The sequence below is a fragment of the bacterium genome, assembly GCA_016702305.1.
In the GTDB taxonomy this organism is placed as follows: Bacteria; Electryoneota; RPQS01; order RPQS01; family RPQS01; genus JABWCQ01.
On the sequence record JADJEH010000002.1, the window covers coordinates 136,075 to 154,565 of the forward strand.

At 59.2% G+C, this 18,491-nt stretch carries 22 protein-coding genes; 21 read left to right on the top strand and 1 reads right to left on the bottom strand.

What is annotated here, in order from left to right:
• Positions 1-27: 27 nt before the first annotated feature.
• From IPH10_05120 to IPH10_05205, 18 genes are all read left to right on the top strand, one after another.
• Positions 28-1,563 carry an NAD(P)H-hydrate dehydratase gene (locus IPH10_05120; protein ID MBK6910300.1) on the top strand — a complete coding sequence of 512 codons (1,536 nt, stop codon included), beginning with the start codon at positions 28-30 and terminating at the stop codon, positions 1,561-1,563.
• Positions 1,564-1,571: 8 nt separating this feature from the next.
• Complete coding sequence (vanZ, locus tag IPH10_05125; protein ID MBK6910301.1) at positions 1,572-1,991, top strand: VanZ family protein; 420 nt, start codon at positions 1,572-1,574, stop codon at positions 1,989-1,991.
• A 66-nt stretch (positions 1,992-2,057) separates the two neighbouring features.
• Positions 2,058-2,474: a single-stranded DNA-binding protein gene (locus IPH10_05130; GenBank protein MBK6910302.1), complete on the top strand. Its 417-nt coding sequence runs from the start codon at positions 2,058-2,060 to the stop codon at positions 2,472-2,474.
• A gap of 564 nt (positions 2,475-3,038) precedes the next feature.
• Positions 3,039-3,767: a hypothetical protein gene (locus IPH10_05135; protein ID MBK6910303.1), complete on the top strand. Its 729-nt coding sequence runs from the start codon at positions 3,039-3,041 to the stop codon at positions 3,765-3,767.
• Positions 3,768-3,824: 57 nt separating this feature from the next.
• Positions 3,825-4,022, top strand: a complete 198-nt coding sequence (locus IPH10_05140) for a hypothetical protein (GenBank protein MBK6910304.1) — start codon at positions 3,825-3,827, stop codon at positions 4,020-4,022.
• A complete protein-coding gene (locus IPH10_05145; GenBank protein ID MBK6910305.1) occupies positions 3,988-5,157 on the top strand; it encodes a T9SS type A sorting domain-containing protein in 1,170 nt (389 codons plus the stop codon). The genes IPH10_05140 and IPH10_05145 overlap by 35 nt, the downstream gene beginning before the upstream one ends.
• Positions 5,158-5,472: 315 nt before the next feature.
• A complete protein-coding gene (locus IPH10_05150) occupies positions 5,473-5,745 on the top strand; it encodes a hypothetical protein (GenBank protein ID MBK6910306.1) in 273 nt (90 codons plus the stop codon).
• Positions 5,669-6,001 carry a hypothetical protein gene (locus IPH10_05155; protein MBK6910307.1) on the top strand — a complete coding sequence of 111 codons (333 nt, stop codon included), beginning with the start codon at positions 5,669-5,671 and terminating at the stop codon, positions 5,999-6,001. Before IPH10_05150 ends, IPH10_05155 begins: the two co-directional genes overlap by 77 nt.
• Positions 6,002-6,094: 93 nt before the next feature.
• A complete protein-coding gene (locus IPH10_05160; protein ID MBK6910308.1) occupies positions 6,095-6,322 on the top strand; it encodes a hypothetical protein in 228 nt (75 codons plus the stop codon).
• A gap of 20 nt (positions 6,323-6,342) precedes the next feature.
• A complete protein-coding gene (locus tag IPH10_05165; protein MBK6910309.1) occupies positions 6,343-6,741 on the top strand; it encodes a hypothetical protein in 399 nt (132 codons plus the stop codon).
• A gap of 1 nt (position 6,742) precedes the next feature.
• On the top strand, positions 6,743-7,153 hold the full coding sequence (locus IPH10_05170; GenBank protein MBK6910310.1) for a hypothetical protein: 411 nt from the start codon (positions 6,743-6,745) through the stop codon (positions 7,151-7,153).
• Between the two features lie 30 nt (positions 7,154-7,183).
• Positions 7,184-8,197, top strand: coding sequence for a hypothetical protein (locus IPH10_05175; protein MBK6910311.1), 1,014 nt, complete (start codon positions 7,184-7,186; stop codon positions 8,195-8,197).
• Positions 8,198-8,497: 300 nt separating this feature from the next.
• Entirely contained in the window at positions 8,498-9,217 is a 720-nt protein-coding gene (locus IPH10_05180; GenBank protein MBK6910312.1) for a hypothetical protein, read from the top strand.
• A 51-nt stretch (positions 9,218-9,268) separates the two neighbouring features.
• Positions 9,269-9,868 (top strand): hypothetical protein, encoded by a 600-nt coding sequence (locus IPH10_05185; GenBank protein ID MBK6910313.1) that lies wholly within the window; start codon positions 9,269-9,271, stop codon positions 9,866-9,868.
• Between the two features lie 64 nt (positions 9,869-9,932).
• Positions 9,933-10,526 (top strand): T9SS type A sorting domain-containing protein, encoded by a 594-nt coding sequence (locus IPH10_05190; protein MBK6910314.1) that lies wholly within the window; start codon positions 9,933-9,935, stop codon positions 10,524-10,526.
• Between the two features lie 119 nt (positions 10,527-10,645).
• On the top strand, positions 10,646-11,248 hold the full coding sequence (gene udk / locus IPH10_05195) for a uridine kinase (protein MBK6910315.1): 603 nt from the start codon (positions 10,646-10,648) through the stop codon (positions 11,246-11,248).
• A gap of 266 nt (positions 11,249-11,514) precedes the next feature.
• Complete coding sequence (locus tag IPH10_05200; GenBank protein MBK6910316.1) at positions 11,515-12,126, top strand: thymidine kinase; 612 nt, start codon at positions 11,515-11,517, stop codon at positions 12,124-12,126.
• Between the two features lie 3 nt (positions 12,127-12,129).
• Positions 12,130-13,380 (top strand): NupC/NupG family nucleoside CNT transporter, encoded by a 1,251-nt coding sequence (locus tag IPH10_05205; GenBank protein MBK6910317.1) that lies wholly within the window; start codon positions 12,130-12,132, stop codon positions 13,378-13,380.
• Between the two features lie 56 nt (positions 13,381-13,436).
• Here the strand turns inward: IPH10_05205 and IPH10_05210 are convergent, their stop codons facing one another.
• Entirely contained in the window at positions 13,437-15,137 is a 1,701-nt protein-coding gene (locus IPH10_05210; GenBank protein MBK6910318.1) for a SulP family inorganic anion transporter, read from the bottom strand.
• 40 nt (positions 15,138-15,177) lie between these two features.
• On the opposite strand from IPH10_05210, the gene IPH10_05215 reads away from it, so the two are divergent.
• The 3 genes from IPH10_05215 to IPH10_05225 all read left to right on the top strand — a co-directional run bounded on the left by IPH10_05215 (position 15,178) and on the right by IPH10_05225 (position 18,479).
• The gene (locus IPH10_05215; protein ID MBK6910319.1) at positions 15,178-15,702 is read left to right on the top strand and encodes a thermonuclease family protein; all 525 of its coding nucleotides are present in this window, start codon (positions 15,178-15,180) and stop codon (positions 15,700-15,702) included.
• A 2-nt stretch (positions 15,703-15,704) separates the two neighbouring features.
• Positions 15,705-16,529: a purine-nucleoside phosphorylase gene (locus IPH10_05220; protein ID MBK6910320.1), complete on the top strand. Its 825-nt coding sequence runs from the start codon at positions 15,705-15,707 to the stop codon at positions 16,527-16,529.
• Positions 16,530-16,739: 210 nt separating this feature from the next.
• Complete coding sequence (locus IPH10_05225; protein MBK6910321.1) at positions 16,740-18,479, top strand: hypothetical protein; 1,740 nt, start codon at positions 16,740-16,742, stop codon at positions 18,477-18,479.
• The last annotated feature ends 12 nt before the right edge of the window (positions 18,480-18,491 follow it).

Genomic DNA, 18,491 nt, shown 5'->3' on the forward strand with positions numbered 1-18,491 from the left:
TTCGGGAACATCCGTTTAATTCCCACCATGCAATCCCTCTTCACTCCCGACCAGATGCGCGCCTTTGATGGCCGCGCCATTTCGGAATTCGGAATCCCCGGTCCCGTGCTGATGGAAAACGCCGCGCTGCAAGCGTTGGCCGTCATCGAGCAGGAATACGGCGACGTGGAGCTGCTGTCGGTGGCCGTATTGTGCGGCCCGGGCAACAACGGCGGCGACGGCTTTGCGCTCGCCCGCCAACTGTTCCTGCGCGGCTGTGACGTGGATATCTGGCTGTTTTCCGACCCGCAAGCCCTGGCCGGTGATGCCAAGACGAACTACGAGATCGCCCGGAAGCTCGCGATATCCATACTCACGCCCGCAGGCGACGAAGACCTCGATTTTGGCGAGTATGACCTGATTGTGGACGCCCTGCTCGGAACAGGATTGACTCGCGCGCCGGAAGGCTTAATGGCAAGCGTGATCGAGCTGCTGAACGAGACGGATCTGGCGGTCATCGCTTTAGATATTCCCAGCGGCGTCGACGGCGGGACGGGCGCGACTTTAGGGCACGGTTTGGATGCGACGCACACCGTGACATTCCAATGCGGAAAACCGGGGCTATACCTCTATCCGGGGCGCAAGCACGCCGGGCAGGTCCACGTTGTACCGATTTCGCTGCCGCTGTCCGTAGACGACCTGCTGAAGGCCGATTACTATGTACCGGAGCACGAGGATGTCGCGTCGCTGTTTCCCAATCGTCCGCTCGATGCGCACAAAGGGAGCTTTGGTCGGCTGCTGGTTGTTGCCGGTTCGCGGGGATTGAGCGGCGCAGCCCGGCTCTGCGGTGCGGCGGCCTTGCGCAGCGGCGTGGGTCTAGTGACCATGGCGATACCGGAGAGCACACGCAGTGACGTGGCCCGGCAGCCCGAGTTGATGACGATTCCACTGCCGGAGACGGCTGGCGGGTGCCTGAGTGCGGCGGGCTGGAGCGCGTTGGAACCCTACTTGGCGTGGGCCGATGCCATCGCGGTCGGACCGGGTCTGGGCAAGGCGTCGGAAACCGTTGAACTGTTGGAAAAACTGCTTGCCACAACGAAACCGCTGGTCATAGATGCCGACGGCCTGAATTTGATCGCGGCGCATAAACTGCAAGCCCAGCTGCCACGCGGAACGGTCCTGACGCCACATCCGGGCGAACTGGAGCGGCTTGTTGGCCGCGGACTGCCGACCGATGCACAGCGCATCGCCGCCGCTCGCGAATTGGCGCAATCCCGGCAGGTGACGGTGTTGGTTAAAGGGGCGACCAGCGCGACCGTCACGCCGGACGGCAAAGTATATTTGAATGTCACGGGCAATCCGGGCCTGGCCTCGGGTGGTTCGGGGGATGTTTTGACGGGGATCATCGGGGCCTTACTCGCGCAAGGCGCGCCCGCGGGCGCGGCGGCGTGGGGCGGAGCCTATCTGCATGGACTGGCCGCAGACGTGGCGGCGGATGTGCTGGGGGAGGTGGCTATGCTGCCGTCAGATGTCATTACGTACTTGCCCTCGGCCATTGCGGAGCTTAACCCCAAGGCCGAATGAAGAACACGGTGAGCCTGGAGCAGCCTGAGCGACATTTCTGGGAGGCAGCGGCAGTAATTTGGACGGCGGTTGTGTTTAGCATGGCCATTACGCCGTTCCATAACGTCGAGTTGATCACCGAATCACTGTCGGACAAACTTCTGCACACATCGGCTTTCCTGGTAGGCAGCATCGTGTGGGCGGGCACCCTGGAGCGCAACGCGGGCCCTTGGCGATCCGTCGGTTTGGCCATTTCGGTCTGTCTGGTTCTTGGCGGCGTAATTGAGGCTTTGCAGAGCCAGACGGCGACGCGGCAAGCGGAAGCGGGCGATCTGGTGGCCGATGCCGTGGGTGTCGTGGTCGGGGCGCTTCTGTGGGGAATGCGGGTCTGGCTGCGCGAGCGCCGGGCCTCCTCTCATCCGGAGCCATCAGTGGGAAGTTTGTTGTAAAGGTTGAGCTTCGGGAGTGTGCTAAGAATTTTTCGCAATATGAATCAAACAAACCGGGAGTAGATTGTGGTCAATCGAGTGACACTGATCGGTCGCTTGGGGCGCGACCCGGAAATGCGTTATACGCCGAGTGGAGCGGCCGTGGCGCGCTTTTCCTTGGCAACGGATGAGAACCGCAAGGATCAGCAGGGTAATTGGCAGCAGGAGACGACTTGGCACAACATCGTTGTGTGGGGCCAGTCAGCCGAGCGTGCGTCTGAGACGTTGAAGAAGGGGACTCTGGTTTACATCGAGGGTCGGATCTCGGTTCGGAATTGGGAGGACAAGGAGGGTCAGAAGCGCACGTCGTTCGAGATCGTCGCATTTTCCTTCAGAAACTTGTCCCCGAAGCCGGGATCGGGTGAAAACTTCGGAGAAACAAGCCATTCGCATGCGGAACCGACCCAGGGACAGCCGCCGATGGACGAGGACCTTCCATTCTGATAGAATCAGGGACTTTTCTTTTTGGATGGTGCAATTCTCTTGACATCCGGTGGAGTTTTGACTAATATCGTTTGTCTACGGCGAGTCTGGCCGGAGGCGCGGAGCGTTATCCTTTAAAGACAGATTTGACAGGCAGTTGCGAATATCTAACGGGATAGCGCGACGGGTCAAATGGACCGGGGAAATGGGATGGGATGCCTCCGATTCGTGTGAATGCCCCAGAGGCCGTTGAAATCGGCCACTATACTTAGTAGGCTAAGCGCAAGGGGTATTCTGGACTGGATCAACCAACTTTAGGTTTTTGTTTAAGTTTCGTGGCGAAAGCTGCGGGACTTGATGAGTGAAATGGAAAGATGGGGACTTGCATATCGCAGTCCTCGAAGTTAAGGAGGAAAAGATGAAGAAAGTCATGCTTGTGATCGTGTGCTTGCTGTTTGCGGCGACGTCCTTCGCTCAGCAGTCCGATCCGTCGAACGACGTTGGTTACATCAAATTGGTGAACAACGGCGTTACCCCGGGCGTTGGCGTGTCGCTGGCGTTTGGTCTCCGTTCAAGTTCTGGAACGTGGTTTCCAACGTCCCGCAGTACGGCGTCGAGTCCACGCAGCCGTCCTCGATTATCGGGGCGCAGATCCAGCAGGGCCTGACGGCTACGGCCGCCGATAACATCGTCCGCCAGGACGGTGGTCAAATCGGTTTCCGTAACAACACGGGCAACTGGGCTGGCACGCTGCAGAGCACCTCGGCCATGGTCCCTGGCTCGGCGTACTACTACATCAACAAGACCGGTACGACTCGTAACCTGGTTTTGGCTGGTGATGTAGACAACACCGGTGGCTACGGTACGCGCACGGTTCCGGGTACCCCGTCAACGATCGGTTCGCTCGCCATTTCGTGGCGCGACTCGCGCGTTCTGTCGTTCCCGGTTAGCGCGACGCTTCCCGAAGTTGGCCCCGGCTTGATCGCCGCAGGCTTCAACGGTGGCGCGACGGCTTTGAGCTCAGACTTGGCGCTCGACCAGATCGCTGGTACGTCGGCTCGTTTGAATGCGACCAACACGACGTGGGCCGGTTTGGCTTCGGCGGGTCCGGGTCGTGCGTTCACGATTGTGAACCGTCCGCATGCCAACGGCAGCTGGGTCTACAACTTCCAAGTTGACGCCGCCGCTGCTATGAACGCTGGTGTTGCCGTTCCGTCGGCTCCGTCGGTCACCAAGGCTCCCAGCTCGAATGAATCTGTGAAGACCTCTTCGGTCAAGACCGGCACTGTCAAGACTACTGGCGCGACCAAGTAAGTTTGGATGAGCAAGAACTGACAACTGTTTGAAATACTTCTGTCAAGGAGAACGTAAATGAAGATCAAGATGCTGTTTGTCGCTCTCGCCCTGATGGCGATGGCGTCGGTTAGCTTCGGCCAGTTTAACGCCATTTTGTACACGACGGACACGTTCACGACGGGTTGCGAAGGTGGCGAGATGCTGCCGGACGGTAGCCCCGTGGTGTCGGTTTATTGGGATGCGAACAACAACGGCGCGGACGCGCCGACGTGATTGCCCTGACGCCGTGCAGTCGTTGTACGCGTTGAATGGCAACGACTATTTGGGTATTCCGGGCGCTTGGTACTCGGATCCCGCGTTCACGTACAATGCGTTCACGCCTGCCGTGAGCAAGTTCTACGTGGTGGTTGACGGTGCGCAAGCCCGTTACACGTCGCGCGTGCTCACGATTGGCAACGGTTTCAGCGAGCACGACCTGTCGGGTTCGTTCACCTGCACCGTGACCGCCGTCCCCTGCGACGAACCGACCAATGTGTTTATCAACACCGTTGGTGGCCGTAACTTCTTGGCCAATGGCCCGTACTACCAGTGTGTCCGCGCTTGCGCGAACACGACGGTCGAAATCTGCCTCGGTCCGTTGGCCGCTGACGAGTTCCCGCACGCCTTGGTGCTGCCGGGCTGCTTGAGCAATGGCTGCCAGATTGATTGCCCGCCCGCCCAGTTTGGTTACAGCCCGACCGGCTGGACCTACAACGCGGCGAACGGCACGTGGTGCAATATCGTTGTGGTTGCGACCGAAGGTTGCTTCTGCTTCTGCCTCGAGTTCATCGAAGGCGCTGTGGACGTGAGCCTGACGGCCGAAGCTGGCGACGCTTCTGTGAACGTGGCGTGGTCGGTGGCTGCGGAGAACAACATGGCTCGTTACGACGTTCAGCGTCGCGTGTTTGGTCATGAGTTTGAGACGATCGGTTCGGTCGTTGCGAACAACACGAACACCTCGTCGAGCTACACGTTTGTTGACGAAAGCGCCAACAACGGCACGATCTACGAGTACACGCTGAACCTGGTTGACCTGAACGGTACGGTCACCGCGCTCGGCACGATCGCTTCGGCCACCCCGTCGGTTGACGCGGCCGTTGTGACGGAATACGCTCTGCATCAGAACTACCCGAACCCGTTCAACCCCTCGACGAACCTCGTGTTCGACGTGGTGGCTGAGAACGTCGTGAACCTGACGGTTTACAACGCGATGGGCCAGGAAGTTGCTTCGTTGGTGAACGGCACGATGGCTGCTGGCCGTCACACCGTTTCCTTCGACGCCGCCAACCTGACGTCGGGTCTGTACTTCTACACGGTGAAGATCGGCAACGAGTTCACCGCCACGAAGAAGATGCTGTTGGTTAAGTAACCAGCGTAGACGCTGGACCCATTGCGTTAACGCGATGGCATAGCGTTTCCGGTTGGTTTCCTTGCAGCGGGCCGCCCATTCGGGCGGCCCGCTGTTTTTTTTGTCCCACCCGGGCCGGGGAGGCGCACTCCGCACCTCGGGGCGGGTATGAATCGGATTTCACACCCTACTGGCGGTTGCTTTTAAGCTATCTTGAGTGTATATTTTGGCTTAGGCGAAATCTGCGGGTTTTCGCGGTGCCGGGGTATGCCGGTGCCCGCTTGGCCCGATGAGCAGAATAGGACCTGGGTTGAACAGGAAAGGACACGAAGGACTATGAAGACGGGTCTCAAGGTAATGTCATTGTGCCTGCTGATGTTGCTGGGCGAGCAGGCTTTCGCGCAGTTCAATGCGATCTTGGCGCATGCGCTGCCGTCGACGCCGCTCACGACGACTTGCGGCGGCGGCACGCTGATCCCCGATGGTTGGCCGATCAAGATATTTATGGACATTGACTCCGGACGGTCCGGACTTGGACGATCCGCAGCCGACGGTCTGCACCGATCCGCCATTTTGCGCGACGCCGCCGGACGGCGTCAATTTCAATGAGTTTTACTTCAACGGGACGGTCTACCTGACCGGTGAGGGCGAGTTCTATTCGGACCCGGCCTTCACCTGCATCGGGACGATCCCCGGCACGGGTCGTTTCTATCTCCGCATCTACGAAGCGGACAACACGACGCTGCTGTGGACCAGCACTGTTTTCCAGGTATCCCCGGGCTATCAGGAAGTCCTGTTCCAGAATGACGACTGGACCTGTGGTCAGATCGGGCCGCAGTGCATCGTGGTGGACGAGACGGAGTAAGGGAACCCGGCGCCAAGAGTTGGCGTTTCAGGAATACGTGGCGCTCGGCCACGAGTATTTGCAAGCAACACACAACAGATAACCACACAAAACATGCGCAAGATGACGGCATTGTTGACCGCTTTGACCGCACTGGTCTTGACCTTCGGGTCGCTGCTGACGGGTTGTTCGTCGGCACCGGCTGAGGGCAAGCTGCAGGTCATGTTCAGCGGCAACATTAGGGGGCAATGTTGCCCTCTGGCTGAAAGCAGAAAAAAGGTGGAGTGGCCCGGTGGGCTGCTTTTGTACAACGCCATCAAGATCCTTCGGCCAATTGGCTGACGGTTGATGCCGGCAATTTCGTGGATCGCTCGGGCGCCAAAGGTGGTTGCTCGGAGAAGTGCCAGTTCCTCGTCAATAGCTATGCGGATCTCCATTACGACGTGCTGAACATTGCGCGTCAGGAGATTTCGATGGGCTACGAGACGCTCGTGGCATTGCGCGACACGGCCAAGACTTCGGATTATGTTTGCGCCAACCTGACCGACGCCAAGACGGGCAAGCTGATTTTTGATCCGTATGTGATCAAGGATTACGGCAACATGCGCGTGGCGGTCATGGGACTGCTGCGGGATGCGGATTTCCCGGCGACGACTTCGCTCGTTGACACGAACTTCATGCGCGTGACCTCGACGAAGGACGCCGCGAACAAATATCTCACGGAAGTCGCCCGTAAGGCTGACGCGGTGATTCTGCTGTGAATTGCCCACCGACGATATTGACACGCTGGTGAAGGCGCATCCGGACATCGACATGATAATCTCGACCGGCGCTTTGAAGTCGGGCGAGACGGCCACATTGGTGGGTAAGAAGACGCGTCTCTTGAGCCCCGGTTCGTCGGGCTACAATGGTCACTATGCGATGCTCGAGTTCAAGCCCGCCTGGGGCGACTCGGTGGCGCTGACCGATTTCAAAGACGCTCTGCTTGAGCAGTACGATATGCAAGGTGAATGGGCGCAGCGTCTGGCGGCCTTTGAGAGCAAGTCGGGCACCACGGTGCCGACGAAGCAAGGCGCTACCTTAACGCCCGGTCAGGCTCCCTCGACGAGTCCGTCGCAAGTTGCGCCCGGCAAGCAAGCGCAGCCCGGCCACGAAGGACACAATCACGGGTAAGTGTTTCACCCGTTCGAAAAAGAGCGGCGCTTGGCCGCTCTTTTCATTAGGTCGGAGTTGCACGACGTGATCACGAACCGGCACTGGTTGCGACAGGCCGCGCTGCTGCCTGGTTTGGTGCTCTGCCTGATCATGATTGCGGAGACGGGCTATACCCGTGGGCCGAAACATGCTGAGGGCAAACTGCAGGTGTTCTTCACAGGAAACATCCGCGGCAATGTCTCTCCGTGCGGCTGCCATATCAGCAAGGGCGGCGTTATTCGCTTGGCGAATTACGTGGAGAACAATCAGAGCGCGGATGGTAACCGGCTGCTGATTGACGCGGGCAACTTTGTCGAACGCGGGTTCAGCGGCTTAGGCTGTTCGGAGAAGTGCGCGCTGATGGTCGCAAGCTTTGCCACGCTTGGCTACGACGCGGTCAATATCGGCGGACAGGAGCTGGCGTTGGGCTATGCCACGCTGAAGGCTTTGGGCGATACGACCGTCGGCATCCGCTTCATTTCCGCGAACATCGTGGATGCTGCGACCGGCGGGTTGATGTTTGATCCGTATGTCATCATGGATTTCGGCAGCATGTCAGTCGGCGTGATCGGCCTGTTCAGCGACGCCGCGGTGGCTTCCGTGACTGGATTCGATACGAGCGTGATGCGCGTCACGAGCCTTCAGGCCGCGGCGGAGCAGTATCTCGCGGAGCTTGGGAGTAAGGTCAATAAGATCGTCGTCGTAGGCGAGCTTGCCGATAGTGAAGTGCGCCAGATCGTGGCGGCGTATCCGCAAGTAGACTTGGTTATCCTGAGCGGCTCGCAGCGTATGGCCGAAGTCATGCGCAAGATTGGCGGTGCGCGTGTGATGAGCGCCGGCGCATCGGGCTACAACGGCCATTACGTGAATATGGAGTATCATGCGGCATGGGGCGATTCATTCGCATTCCATGACTACATGGTTACATTGACGGAAGAATACGATTTTGCGGGAGAATTGAGTGAGAAACTCATCGCGCTTGGAGTGAAGAGTGTGCCGCCCATGCCCGAAGAGACTGAATAGCGAATTGGGGCGGCGGAGGCCGCTCGCAGTCTGAACTGCCTCACGTCAGGGAAACGATAGGCACGAAGTAGGGGAGCAATGCAGAAAGACGGAAGGATGCAATTGAATCACGATCGCGCCACTAAGGTCGTATTAGTCATGCTTGGGCTATTGGTCTGTTCCCAATTGCTGTGGGCGGCCAAGCATGCTGTCAGCAAGGACGCACAGGCTCGCGTGGTATACAGCGGGCAGTTCAAGGGTCAAGTAGAGCCCTGCGGGTGAGGCTCGCGTAAAGGCGGGTTGGCCCGGAGGGCTACCTTTTTGAACAAAGTACGTACGGACAGTGTGCCGACCATTCTGGTGGACGCGGGTAATTTCGCGACCGCGGATAATGACGCGGAAGCGTTGCCGCGCCGCGAATTGTTGACGAATTTCTTCAAGGATCAGCACTACGATGCGGTGACCTTGGGTGAGCAGGAGTTGACATCTCCGTTGACCACGTGGATCGAGGCCGGCGAGCATGGCCTGCCGGTCGTCGCGGCAAATCTCTATAAGGGCGCGCGTTCCAAAAAGCCTGTGTTCGAGCCTTATTGTTGGGTCGAGCGCAACGGCGTGCGCATGGCCGTGGTTGGCCTTGTGCCGGAGCGCGTGGTTGCAAAATCGCCGGACTCGCTTGAACTCCGAGTGACGTCGCCGTATGAACAGCAGAAGCTGATGCGCAAGTTGGAGAAGCGATCGGACTATCTGGCGATCATCGGTGATTTCCTCCCGGCCGAGGGCGAGGCTCTTGCTGCGGCGTATCCCTATGCGGATATTATCGTCTCATCGAATCCGGCGGCTTTCAAGACGATGCATTTCGGTATGGTGACCATGGCGGCATGCGGCGGCAAGGGCTACTACGGCGACTATATGCAGATGCCGGTCGTCCGCAGCGACACGACGGCGGTTAGCTCCGTGCGCGAGACGCTCGATTCCAAAGTGCCGGTAGACACAACTTATGAAGCGCAGATAGCGCGGGCGAATATCAAACCGCGCAAATAGCGGCGCGTGTTGCAAACGATCAACGGACAGATGTTGGCAAAGGGAAACAGAATGTTGCGATTTGCAGTGAGTTTAGTGCTATTGGGCCTCGTGGCTCAGGCAAGCGCGCGGGACATCATCAAGGGCCGTGAACTATACATTGATACGGAAGCCACCAACGAACGGGATGAGCATATGGGCAATCCGTTTTCGATGCTGGTGCTCATGTACAACGACGGTCCGACGATGAACAGCAAGGGCCAGCCGCATAGCCACGGCGTGCTGCTGGAGATGATCCAGGACGGTGGAAACGGGGTTCAGGACCCGCCGAATCCCGACGGAACGCCGGGCGGTGATGATTCGCTGGCCTATGGCAACTTCAACCGTTGCTTTCTGGTTGGCATCGAAGATCCGATTGACATGACCAAGAGTTCTGGCCTGTTTTACACCCAGAAGTACTTTATCCCCTATCAGGACGATCAGGTATATTATTTGCGTTTGTGGGAGGGCAGCGACCCCAAGAGTGCGCCGTTCTACCAGAATACGAATGAATATGTCTCGACGGTTGGTGATCAAGGCGGGGGCATGGTACGCCTGTCTTCGCGTGTCTATCAAGGGCCGGCGGAAGTCCGCTGGAAATTCGGCCCGTCGCAGACTCGTCCGAAAAAATAGCGCACCCCTTTTCGTCTACAAATTAACGCCCGAGTCCAGAGCGGCTTTCCGAGTCGCCCAGGCCTTGGGCGTTGTGCTGGTTGCCCTGCTGGGCTGGCAGTCCGCCCAGGCCGCATGGCTGCAAGTTGGCTGGGTGGATAGGGTTGGCGCTGCACCTCCGGCTGTGACCGTTCGCTCGGCCGAGCCGGATGCCCGGAACCATATCATGCTGCGGTCGGAGACGGGGCTGGAAGACCTGACCGGACTCGACTTGAAACCGGGGACGTCCCTTGAATTCCGCTGGCAACAGGACGGTGCGGAGCGGGCGCAAACCGTGATCTGGCCTGGCGGTGACTTCGTGCAGGTCCTGCTCACTCCGGGCGGGCAGAATGCCTCTGGCCCCGCGGCGAGCGCCGCATTCAGCGGAATTCAGATTGCCCCGAACCCCTTTAATCCCTTGACCACGGTCAGCTTGACGCTGCCGCAAGCCGACGGCCTGCGGCTGGAGCTGTTTGATGTGCTGGGGCGGCAGGTCACCGTGCTGGCCAACCGGCCACTGTCAGCCGGGACGCATCGGTTCGTGGTGGATGGTGCGGCGTGGGCCAGCGGGACGTACTTCCTGGCCTACCGATTGTCAAGCGGACCATCGGGGGTCCGCCGGCTGCTGTTACTTAAGTAGTCTTAACGGCGCAAAATCTTATTGCGGTTTCGGGCGAAGCTCCGTAGATTACGGAGCTGTTTTTGTTTCCGGCCGCGTGGGGGCGGCACCTCGCCGTCGGCCCCAGACCTACCTTTCCTATGCCCCTCCTTATCGGTATCGCCGGCGGCTCAGCCAGCGGCAAGACGACGTTGGCCCACGGCCTCGTGCATGAGCTTGGCCCCGAGCGGGTGCTTTGGCTCTTGCAGGACAGCTATTACCGCGAACTGGGCGGCCTGACGCTCGAGCAGCGGGCGCTGCACAACTTCGATCATCCGGACGCCTTCGAGACGCCGCTCTTGTGCCGTCATCTGGATGAGCTTCTGGCGGGCGGGGAAGTGGTTGTGCCGGAATATGACTACACGACGCATTTGCGCAAGCACACCGGCGTGCGCTGTCAGGCCCGGGAGTTTATCCTGCTCGACGGGATTCTGGTTTTGCATGAACCGGAGCTCCGCGCACGCATGGGTCTCAAGGTATACATGGACTCTGAGCCCAGAATCTGCCTGCAGCGCCGCATTGACCGCGACACGGTGTACCGCGCGCGCACGGAAGAAGAGGTCATCCGCCAGTTCACGACGCAGGTGGAACCGATGTACCGGCAATATGTCGAACCGTCGAAGCAGTATGCGGATATCGTGATCGCGGACGGTACCACGAAGGAAAAGGCAGTGCAAGACGTGCTGCGCAGATTGTCCCAATAGCACAGCGTTCGGCTATCACGTTTCGTGTTTCGGCTTTTCTCGGCCTGTCCGACAGTTCTCCCCGCGGTCTACTCGATGTGGACGAGGTCGCGGCGTTCCGCCGTAAGTAGAGAATTGTCAAATTTTCGTTGTTGGCTCGGTGCAGCCGGACGCCTTGCGTCTCTGTAGCGACGCTGATATGCTGACGCGCTTCGGGGATGTTGTGCCGCCACATGCAATATCCCTGACCTGATTCGCCAGATCGAGCAGTTGATCCCACCTGAGTAATGCACCATTTCCCTCACAATACCGGCTGGATTGAAGTGATTTGCGGACCGATGTTCTCGGGGAAGACCGAGGAGTTGATCCGCCGTTTGGTACGCGCGCAAATCGCCCGGCTGCGCGTCGAGATCTTCAAGCCGATGATTGATACGCGCTATGCCAAGGATGAAATTGTCAGTCATTCGCGGCTGACCATCGCGTCGCAATTGGTAACGTCGCCGTGGGAGATTTTTGAGCTGGCGCAGCAGGCGGAGGTGATCGGCATTGACGAAGCGCAATTTCTGGGACCCGAGATTGTCGAAGTGGCGCAGAAGCTCGCGGATTCGGGGAAGCGCGTAATCTGCGCGGGACTGGACACGGACTATCGCGGTCTGCCGTTTGATCCGATCCCGCAGCTTCTGGCCGTGGCCGAGTATATTGATAAGACGCTGGCGATTTGCGTGCGCTGCGGCAATCCCGCCAAGCACACGCAGCGAGTGGTGGCGTCACGTGAACTGGTTTTGGTCGGCGCGCAGGACGCCTATGAGCCGCGCTGCCGCAACTGTTTTGTCCCCCCCGACCCTGTGCACGACGAATCGGCGCAGGAGCAACTCCCCCTCTCCTCACCGCAAGGGTAGCCTTTGGAACGTCTTCAATCCCTCTTCGCGATTCCGATTCTGCTCGGGATTGCCTGGCTTCTCTCCTCCGATCGCAAGAACTTCCCGTGGCGTGTGGTGCTCTGGGGCACCGGACTGCAAATCGTCTTTGCCATTATCATATTATGGACACCGTGGGGCCGCGATCTGTTCAGTGCCTTGGGGGACGGCGTAACGAAATTCCTCGGGTATACGATGGAAGGATCGTCCTTCCTGTTTGGCAATATGGTCAAAGCGGAATATCAGCAGACGTTCGGTTTCCAATTCGCTTTCGCCATCCTGCCGACGATTATCTTCTTTGGCGCGTTCATGGGAATCATGTACCACTTCGGTATCGTGCAACGCGTCGTGAAAGGGTTGGCCTGGGTGATGACGCGCACGATGGGCACGTCAGGGGCAGAATCGCTGTCAGCGGCCGGGAATATTTTTCTGGGTCAGACTGAGGCGCCGCTCTTGGTACGTCCGTTCTTGATGTCAACGACGCGCAGCGAGTTGAATGCGATCATGGTCGGCGGCTTTGCGACGGTGGCCGGTGGCGTGATGGCAGGCTATATTCTATTGGGTGTCCCGGCCAAACATCTGCTTGCCGCGTCGGTAATGGCCGCCCCGGGTGCCTTGATTTTTGCCAAAATATTTCTGCCGGAGAAAGACAAGCCTTCGACAGCAGGCGCGCTGCATATGCCGGAGATGCCGAAGCAAGCCAATGTGATTGACGCGGCGGCCAGCGGCGCACGTGACGGCCTGGGTTTGGCGGTCAACGTGGGCGCGATGCTCTTGGCCTTCATCGCCCTGATCGCTGTGGTGAATGCGCTGTTGGGCCTGCTGGCAGGCTGGTTCGCGGGAATGGGCATAGCGTGGTTCCCTGATAATCTGCGTGAGATATTCTCGTATGTGCTTTGGCCGATCGGCTTCATTCTCGGCGTTCCGCTGGCGGAATGCAAGGACTTTGCCTACCTTGTCGGTACCAAGATCTCGATCAACGAGTTTGTCGCATATGTTGAGATGTCTAACTTGATGAAAGAGGGCGTGCTGTCGCCGCGCACGATCATGCTTGCGTCCTATGCACTATGCGGTTTCGCGAACTTCTCTTCAATCGGAATTCAGATCGGTGGCATCGGCAGTCTGGCCCCGGAGCGGCGAACCGACCTTGCGCAGTTGGGGTTGAAAGCGATGATTGCAGGGGCGATGGTAAGCCTTCAGACGGCAGCAATAGCGGGTGTGCTGACCACTGAGTAGAAAAGAAAAGTCCGCGCACAAGGCGCGGACTTTTTGTATCGGGAGTGGCGCAGCGGTTATGCGCTGGGTTTGTCTTTCTTTTTCTTTTCGGCGGCCGCGGCATCGGCGGCGGCGATGATCTCCTTGGCGCGTTCAATCGCGGCGTGAAAATCCGGAAGCAGATTTTCTGGTCCGAAGGTCTCGACCAAGCCGGCCTTCTCGAATGCGTCGTGCGGCTGCTTGTTTAGGCCGCTGATCAGCAGCGTCGTACCGCGCCGCTTGGAGACATTGAAAACGTCCACAATCGCCTGCATACCGGACGAGTCAATCACGGGCACCCGGCGCATGCGGATGATGCGGACCTTCGGCGGCTTGGAGACCACGATCATGGCTTCGCGGAACTTATAGACCGCACCGAAGAAGAACGGGCCATTTATCTCATAAACCTGGACGCCTTTGGGAATCGCGGCGCGGTCGAGCACATCAAGTTCATCGGCCGGCGTCGGCTCGCGCATCTCACCGGTGATCAGTTCAACTTCAGTAGCGCCGGACATGCGCTTCATGAACAAGAAGACGGCCATGACCATGCCCACCTCAATCGCCACGGTCAAATCGAGTACGACTGTCAGTGTGAGCGTGGTCAGCAAAATGGCGACGTCGCTCTTGGGACCCTTCAGCATGGCGACGAACGACCGCCATTCGAACATATTGTAGGCGACGACCACAAGGATCGCGGCCAGCGCGGAGAGTGGAATCAGTTTCGCCAATCCGCCAAACGCGACCATCAGCAGCAGCAGCGTAAAGGCATGCACGATGCCGGCCACCGGCGTGCGGCCGCCGTTGCGCACGTTGGTGGCGGTGCGGGCGATGGCGCCGGTCACGGGCAGGCCGCCGAAGATTGAGCTGCCAATATTGGCGATGCCCTGCGCGACGAGTTCCATATTCGAGCGATGCCTGCCGCCGATCATACCGTCCGCGACGACCGCGGAGAGGAGCGACTCAATGGCGACGAGCACGGCGATGGTAATGGCCGGTGAGACCAGATGACGAACCTGCGCGAAGGTCAAATCGGGCACTTGCGGCATCGGCAGCATGGACGGGATGTCACCGAAGCGCGAGCCGATGGTCTCGACAGGCAGCTTCAGAAAATACGCCGCGACCGTTGCGCCAACCAGCACGACGAGGGATCCCGGGATGAGCTTCCAGACTTTGTGCCAGACCAGAAGCACGAAGACGGACACCCCGCCAATGACGGCGGCATAGGGATTGACCGACGTGGTGGCCTTCGCGAGGAAGTAAATTTTCTCGAAGAAGTTCGCGGTCTGTCCTTCGAGCTTCAGCCCGAGGAAGTCGGCGACTTGCGAGACGAAGATGATCATCGCAATGCCGCTGGTGAATCCGGTTACAACCGGCAGCGGGATGAACTTGATGACGCTGCCGAGTTGGAATCTGCCGAAAACGATGAGCAGAATTCCCGCCAGGAATGTCGAGACGATTAGGCCGTCCAATCCATACTCGGCGATGATGCCGTAGACAATGACGACAAACGCGCCGGCTGGTCCGCCGATTTGGACGCGGCTGCCGCCCAAGAGCGAGATGAAGAAGCCTCCGATCACGCCCGCGAAGAGGCCGCGTTCCGGCGAAACACCTGAAGCGATCGCGAACGCAATACAGAGCGGCAGCGCCACGACGCCGACGATCACGCCGGCGATGAGGTCGCGGGTGAATAGTTCTCGATCGTAGGTTTCGAGAGTGGTAAACAGTTTGGGCTTGAACATGAGACTAAAAGATACGACTTCCCACCGGAGATTTCAAGGCGTGACCCGCATTGCGGCGCTGTTGTTGTGCATTGTCACACTACTGGCGCAGGGCTGTCGGCACTCCTCTCCGGATTCGATCCCCCCGTACCGCGAGACGATTGTGGCCAAAATGGATATTGAAGTCGAGGATGGAGATACATTTAAGTGGCGGGGGCAGTCCGTGCGCATGCTGGGCATAGACTGTGCCGAAACGGCCTCACCGCACCACAAAGGGGATCAGGAGCCTTGGGGCAGCCGGGCGGAAGATTACCTGCGGAGTCAGATTGCAGCGGCGCGCGAGCTGGCGGTTGTGCGAATTGAGCAGCCTGACCGGTACGGTCGCTGGCTGGCCTATCTCATTGCCGATGGCGAGAACGTGAACGCCAAGTTAATCTCCGAGGGTCTGGCCTATGAGACGATTTCCCATTACGGCAAGCAGGGCTTGGATCGCTATGCAGAAAGCTGTGTCGAGGCGGCGCGTACGGCACCCAAACCGCAATTTGAGCCGCCGCATGAGTTTCGCAAACGCAACCGCAACAATTAGCCATGTCCAATACGATGCACTTCGCTGATGTCGGCGAACTTGAGCAGATGAGTAAACTTATTCCGGGCCGGGCCGATGTGGCGATGATTCTTGGCTCGGGGTTGGGCGCATTTGCGGACTCGCTGACACATGCCAAAAGCATATCCACGACCGAAATTCCGGGCTATCCGAAATCCACCGTGGCAGGGCATGCTGGGAAAATCGTATGCGGCACCTTGGGCGGCGTGCGCGTGTTGGCGTTTCAAGGGCGGATTCACATGTATGAAGGCTATACACCCGCGCAAGTGGCGCTGCCGGTGCGGCTCGCGCATGCGGCGGGCGCCACGGTGCTGGTGGTGACAAATGCCTGCGGCGGTGCGAGCAAGCGGTTTGCGGCGGGTGATCTGATGCTGATAGATGACCACATCAATTTTCAGTTTCGCAATCCGCTGCGCGGTCCGCAAATCGCGGGTGAAGCGCGCTGGCCGGATATGAGCAATTGCTACGACGAAGAGTTGAAACAAATGGCCGAACGCACGGCATTGGAACTGGGCATTCGGCTTAAGCGTGGAACTCTTGCCGCGGTGCTGGGCCCGACATATGAAACACCGGCCGAGGTGGCCATGCTGCGCGGTTACGGCGCGGACGGAGTATGCATGTCCACAGTGCCCGAAGTGATTGCGGCCGCGGCGTTGGGGATGCGCGTGCTCGGCATTTCGTGCGTGACCAATGCCGCCGCCGGCGTGACAAGTGCGAAACTGAACCACGACGAAGTGCAGGCCGTCGCGGGTCGGGCGGCCGCTCAGTTGTGGTCTCTGGCCTCGGGAGTCATTGGGCAGATCAAATGATAAGTGATGAATCGCGGAGTCGTGCGGCCTCGTTGGTGAACAACGGCCCAATGGGCGAAGACCTCGATAACGGGCCGGGCGAGGTCTGCTGCTGACATGCTTCGCAATCGTGGGAGCGTTGCAACGGCAGTCACTTACTGATGAAACGACTTAACCTACATCTATCATGGCCGCACGTGTAATGCGAATCCAGTCGAAACGGTCGGCAAAGTGAAATTCAACATCTATCGTTCATCACTCATCATTCTCTTCATCGTCTGCGGCGCTGCCACGGGGCAGACGGCGTACTCGCCGGGAGATTGGCAAAGTTGGCGGGATTTTCGCGGGGCACGCGCCTTGGACGCCAATGCGCACGAGTTGTTCGTTGCGACGGCCGGCGGACTATTGGTCTATGATTTTGCGCGGGACCGGTGGGAAGACCCGGCGGTGATGGGATACGGTTCGTTTTCCGCGGTGCCCGTTGACGATGCATTGCTGCTGATCTACGACGATCAGAATAACGCGGTATGGGTCGCCACGCGCACGAAGCTGTTGAAGTGGAATCGCGGCATGGAGCGCTGGGAGATTGCGCGGGAAAACGAGTGGCCGCTGGGCGAACGGCCCGTGAACATCGGTCTATCCGGACAATCGCTCTATCTTGAGACGATTCCCGATCACATCTTCGAACGTCTGTATCTGCCCGGATCTCCGTTACCGGAACCGATCTGGCTACCGTATGTCAAGAGCTACGTCGGTCCGCGTCTGACCGGGAATCTGATGACGAACATGCGGCCGGATGACCATGACACGCCGATTCGCTGGCGCGGTTTGCGGTCGAAGTTACCGTTGCGCGACGAAGAATTTGGCGGCGCAGTGTTGGGGCAGCCGCCCGCGGGACTGCCGATGGTATTTGCGCCTGAGCCCTTCACCTGGCTCGCCGATGGAACATTGCTTGACGCTCACAACCGAACCTATCCGATGACGGATTGGCTGTTGGATCGTTGGGGAAACTTCTGGAGCACACAATGGGGAGCGGGAGTGATCAAGGTCCAGTTGCGCGGGTTGCGAGCCGAGCAAGTGGTTGTCGGACCGGCAGGTGATGACGTGCGCGCGCTGCTGCCGCTCGATAACGAGCTGTGGATGGGGGGAGCGAACGACGGTGACTTTCGCGGGATTTCGGTGATGATGGACTTCGGCGACTCGTGGCGCATCGTAGAAAAGCGGGACAACGCGCAGATTCGCTCGACCAACGTCAGTGATATTGTGTTCGCCGATGAGCGCGTTTGGGTCGCGACGACGGACGGGCTGTTAAGTTACACGCCGCGCAAGCGCGTCTGGAAGCGCTACGATGTGCAGGACAATCTCCCAGCGCAGCAGGTTACGGCGCTAACAGTCCACGGACAAGCGGTTTGGATTGGCACGCCCGACGGTCTGGCGCTGTTGAACACGCAGACCAATGCGATTGAGCGAGTGACGGGCAATGCCTTCAACCTTGCCGGAGTCACCGACCTGTTAGCGACGGATAGCGCGATCTGGGTCGGAACGGGCATGGGGCTCTATCGGGTGGATCCGGGCACGTACGAGATTTCGTCACCGGCGCTGGATCCCGGCCTGATCAATGGGCCAATCAACGGCCTCGCGCAATTCGGCGCGGCGCTCTGGCTGGTGACGCCGCAAGGGCTGATGCGGCGCACGGCGGATGGCCAAACGAAGTCCTGGCAGTCCGAAGTGTGGCTGCGAGCGGCCATTCCGACTTGCATCTCGGCCTCCGATCCGTATATTTGGATCGGGACGGACGGGGGTCTGTTTCGTTTTCAGCCGGAGCGGGAGGTCTGGGAACATTACACTCAGCGCGACGGACTGGTGGACAATAGAGTGCAGGTCGTCCGCGAAGATCGGGGCGACCTTTGGATTGGAACCGCAGGGGGGCTGACCCGGTACTATTACAGTAGGCCCGGTCTACCGCGCTAAGCAATCATCCGA

Coding starts and splice junctions, on each gene's coding strand:
- IPH10_05140 (MBK6910304.1), top strand. CDS start 3,825: ATGAAGATCAAGATGCTGTTTGTCGCTCTCGCCCTGATGGCGATGGCG.
- IPH10_05145 (MBK6910305.1), top strand. CDS start 3,988: ATGCGAACAACAACGGCGCGGACGCGCCGACGTGATTGCCCTGACGCC.
- IPH10_05160 (MBK6910308.1), top strand. CDS start 6,095: ATGCGCAAGATGACGGCATTGTTGACCGCTTTGACCGCACTGGTCTTG.
- IPH10_05150 (MBK6910306.1), top strand. CDS start 5,473: ATGAAGACGGGTCTCAAGGTAATGTCATTGTGCCTGCTGATGTTGCTG.
- IPH10_05120 (MBK6910300.1), top strand. CDS start 28: ATGCAATCCCTCTTCACTCCCGACCAGATGCGCGCCTTTGATGGCCGC.
- IPH10_05210 (MBK6910318.1), bottom strand. CDS start 15,137: ATGTTCAAGCCCAAACTGTTTACCACTCTCGAAACCTACGATCGAGAA.
- IPH10_05200 (MBK6910316.1), top strand. CDS start 11,515: ATGCACCATTTCCCTCACAATACCGGCTGGATTGAAGTGATTTGCGGA.
- IPH10_05220 (MBK6910320.1), top strand. CDS start 15,705: ATGTCCAATACGATGCACTTCGCTGATGTCGGCGAACTTGAGCAGATG.
- udk (MBK6910315.1), top strand. CDS start 10,646: ATGCCCCTCCTTATCGGTATCGCCGGCGGCTCAGCCAGCGGCAAGACG.
- IPH10_05185 (MBK6910313.1), top strand. CDS start 9,269: ATGTTGCGATTTGCAGTGAGTTTAGTGCTATTGGGCCTCGTGGCTCAG.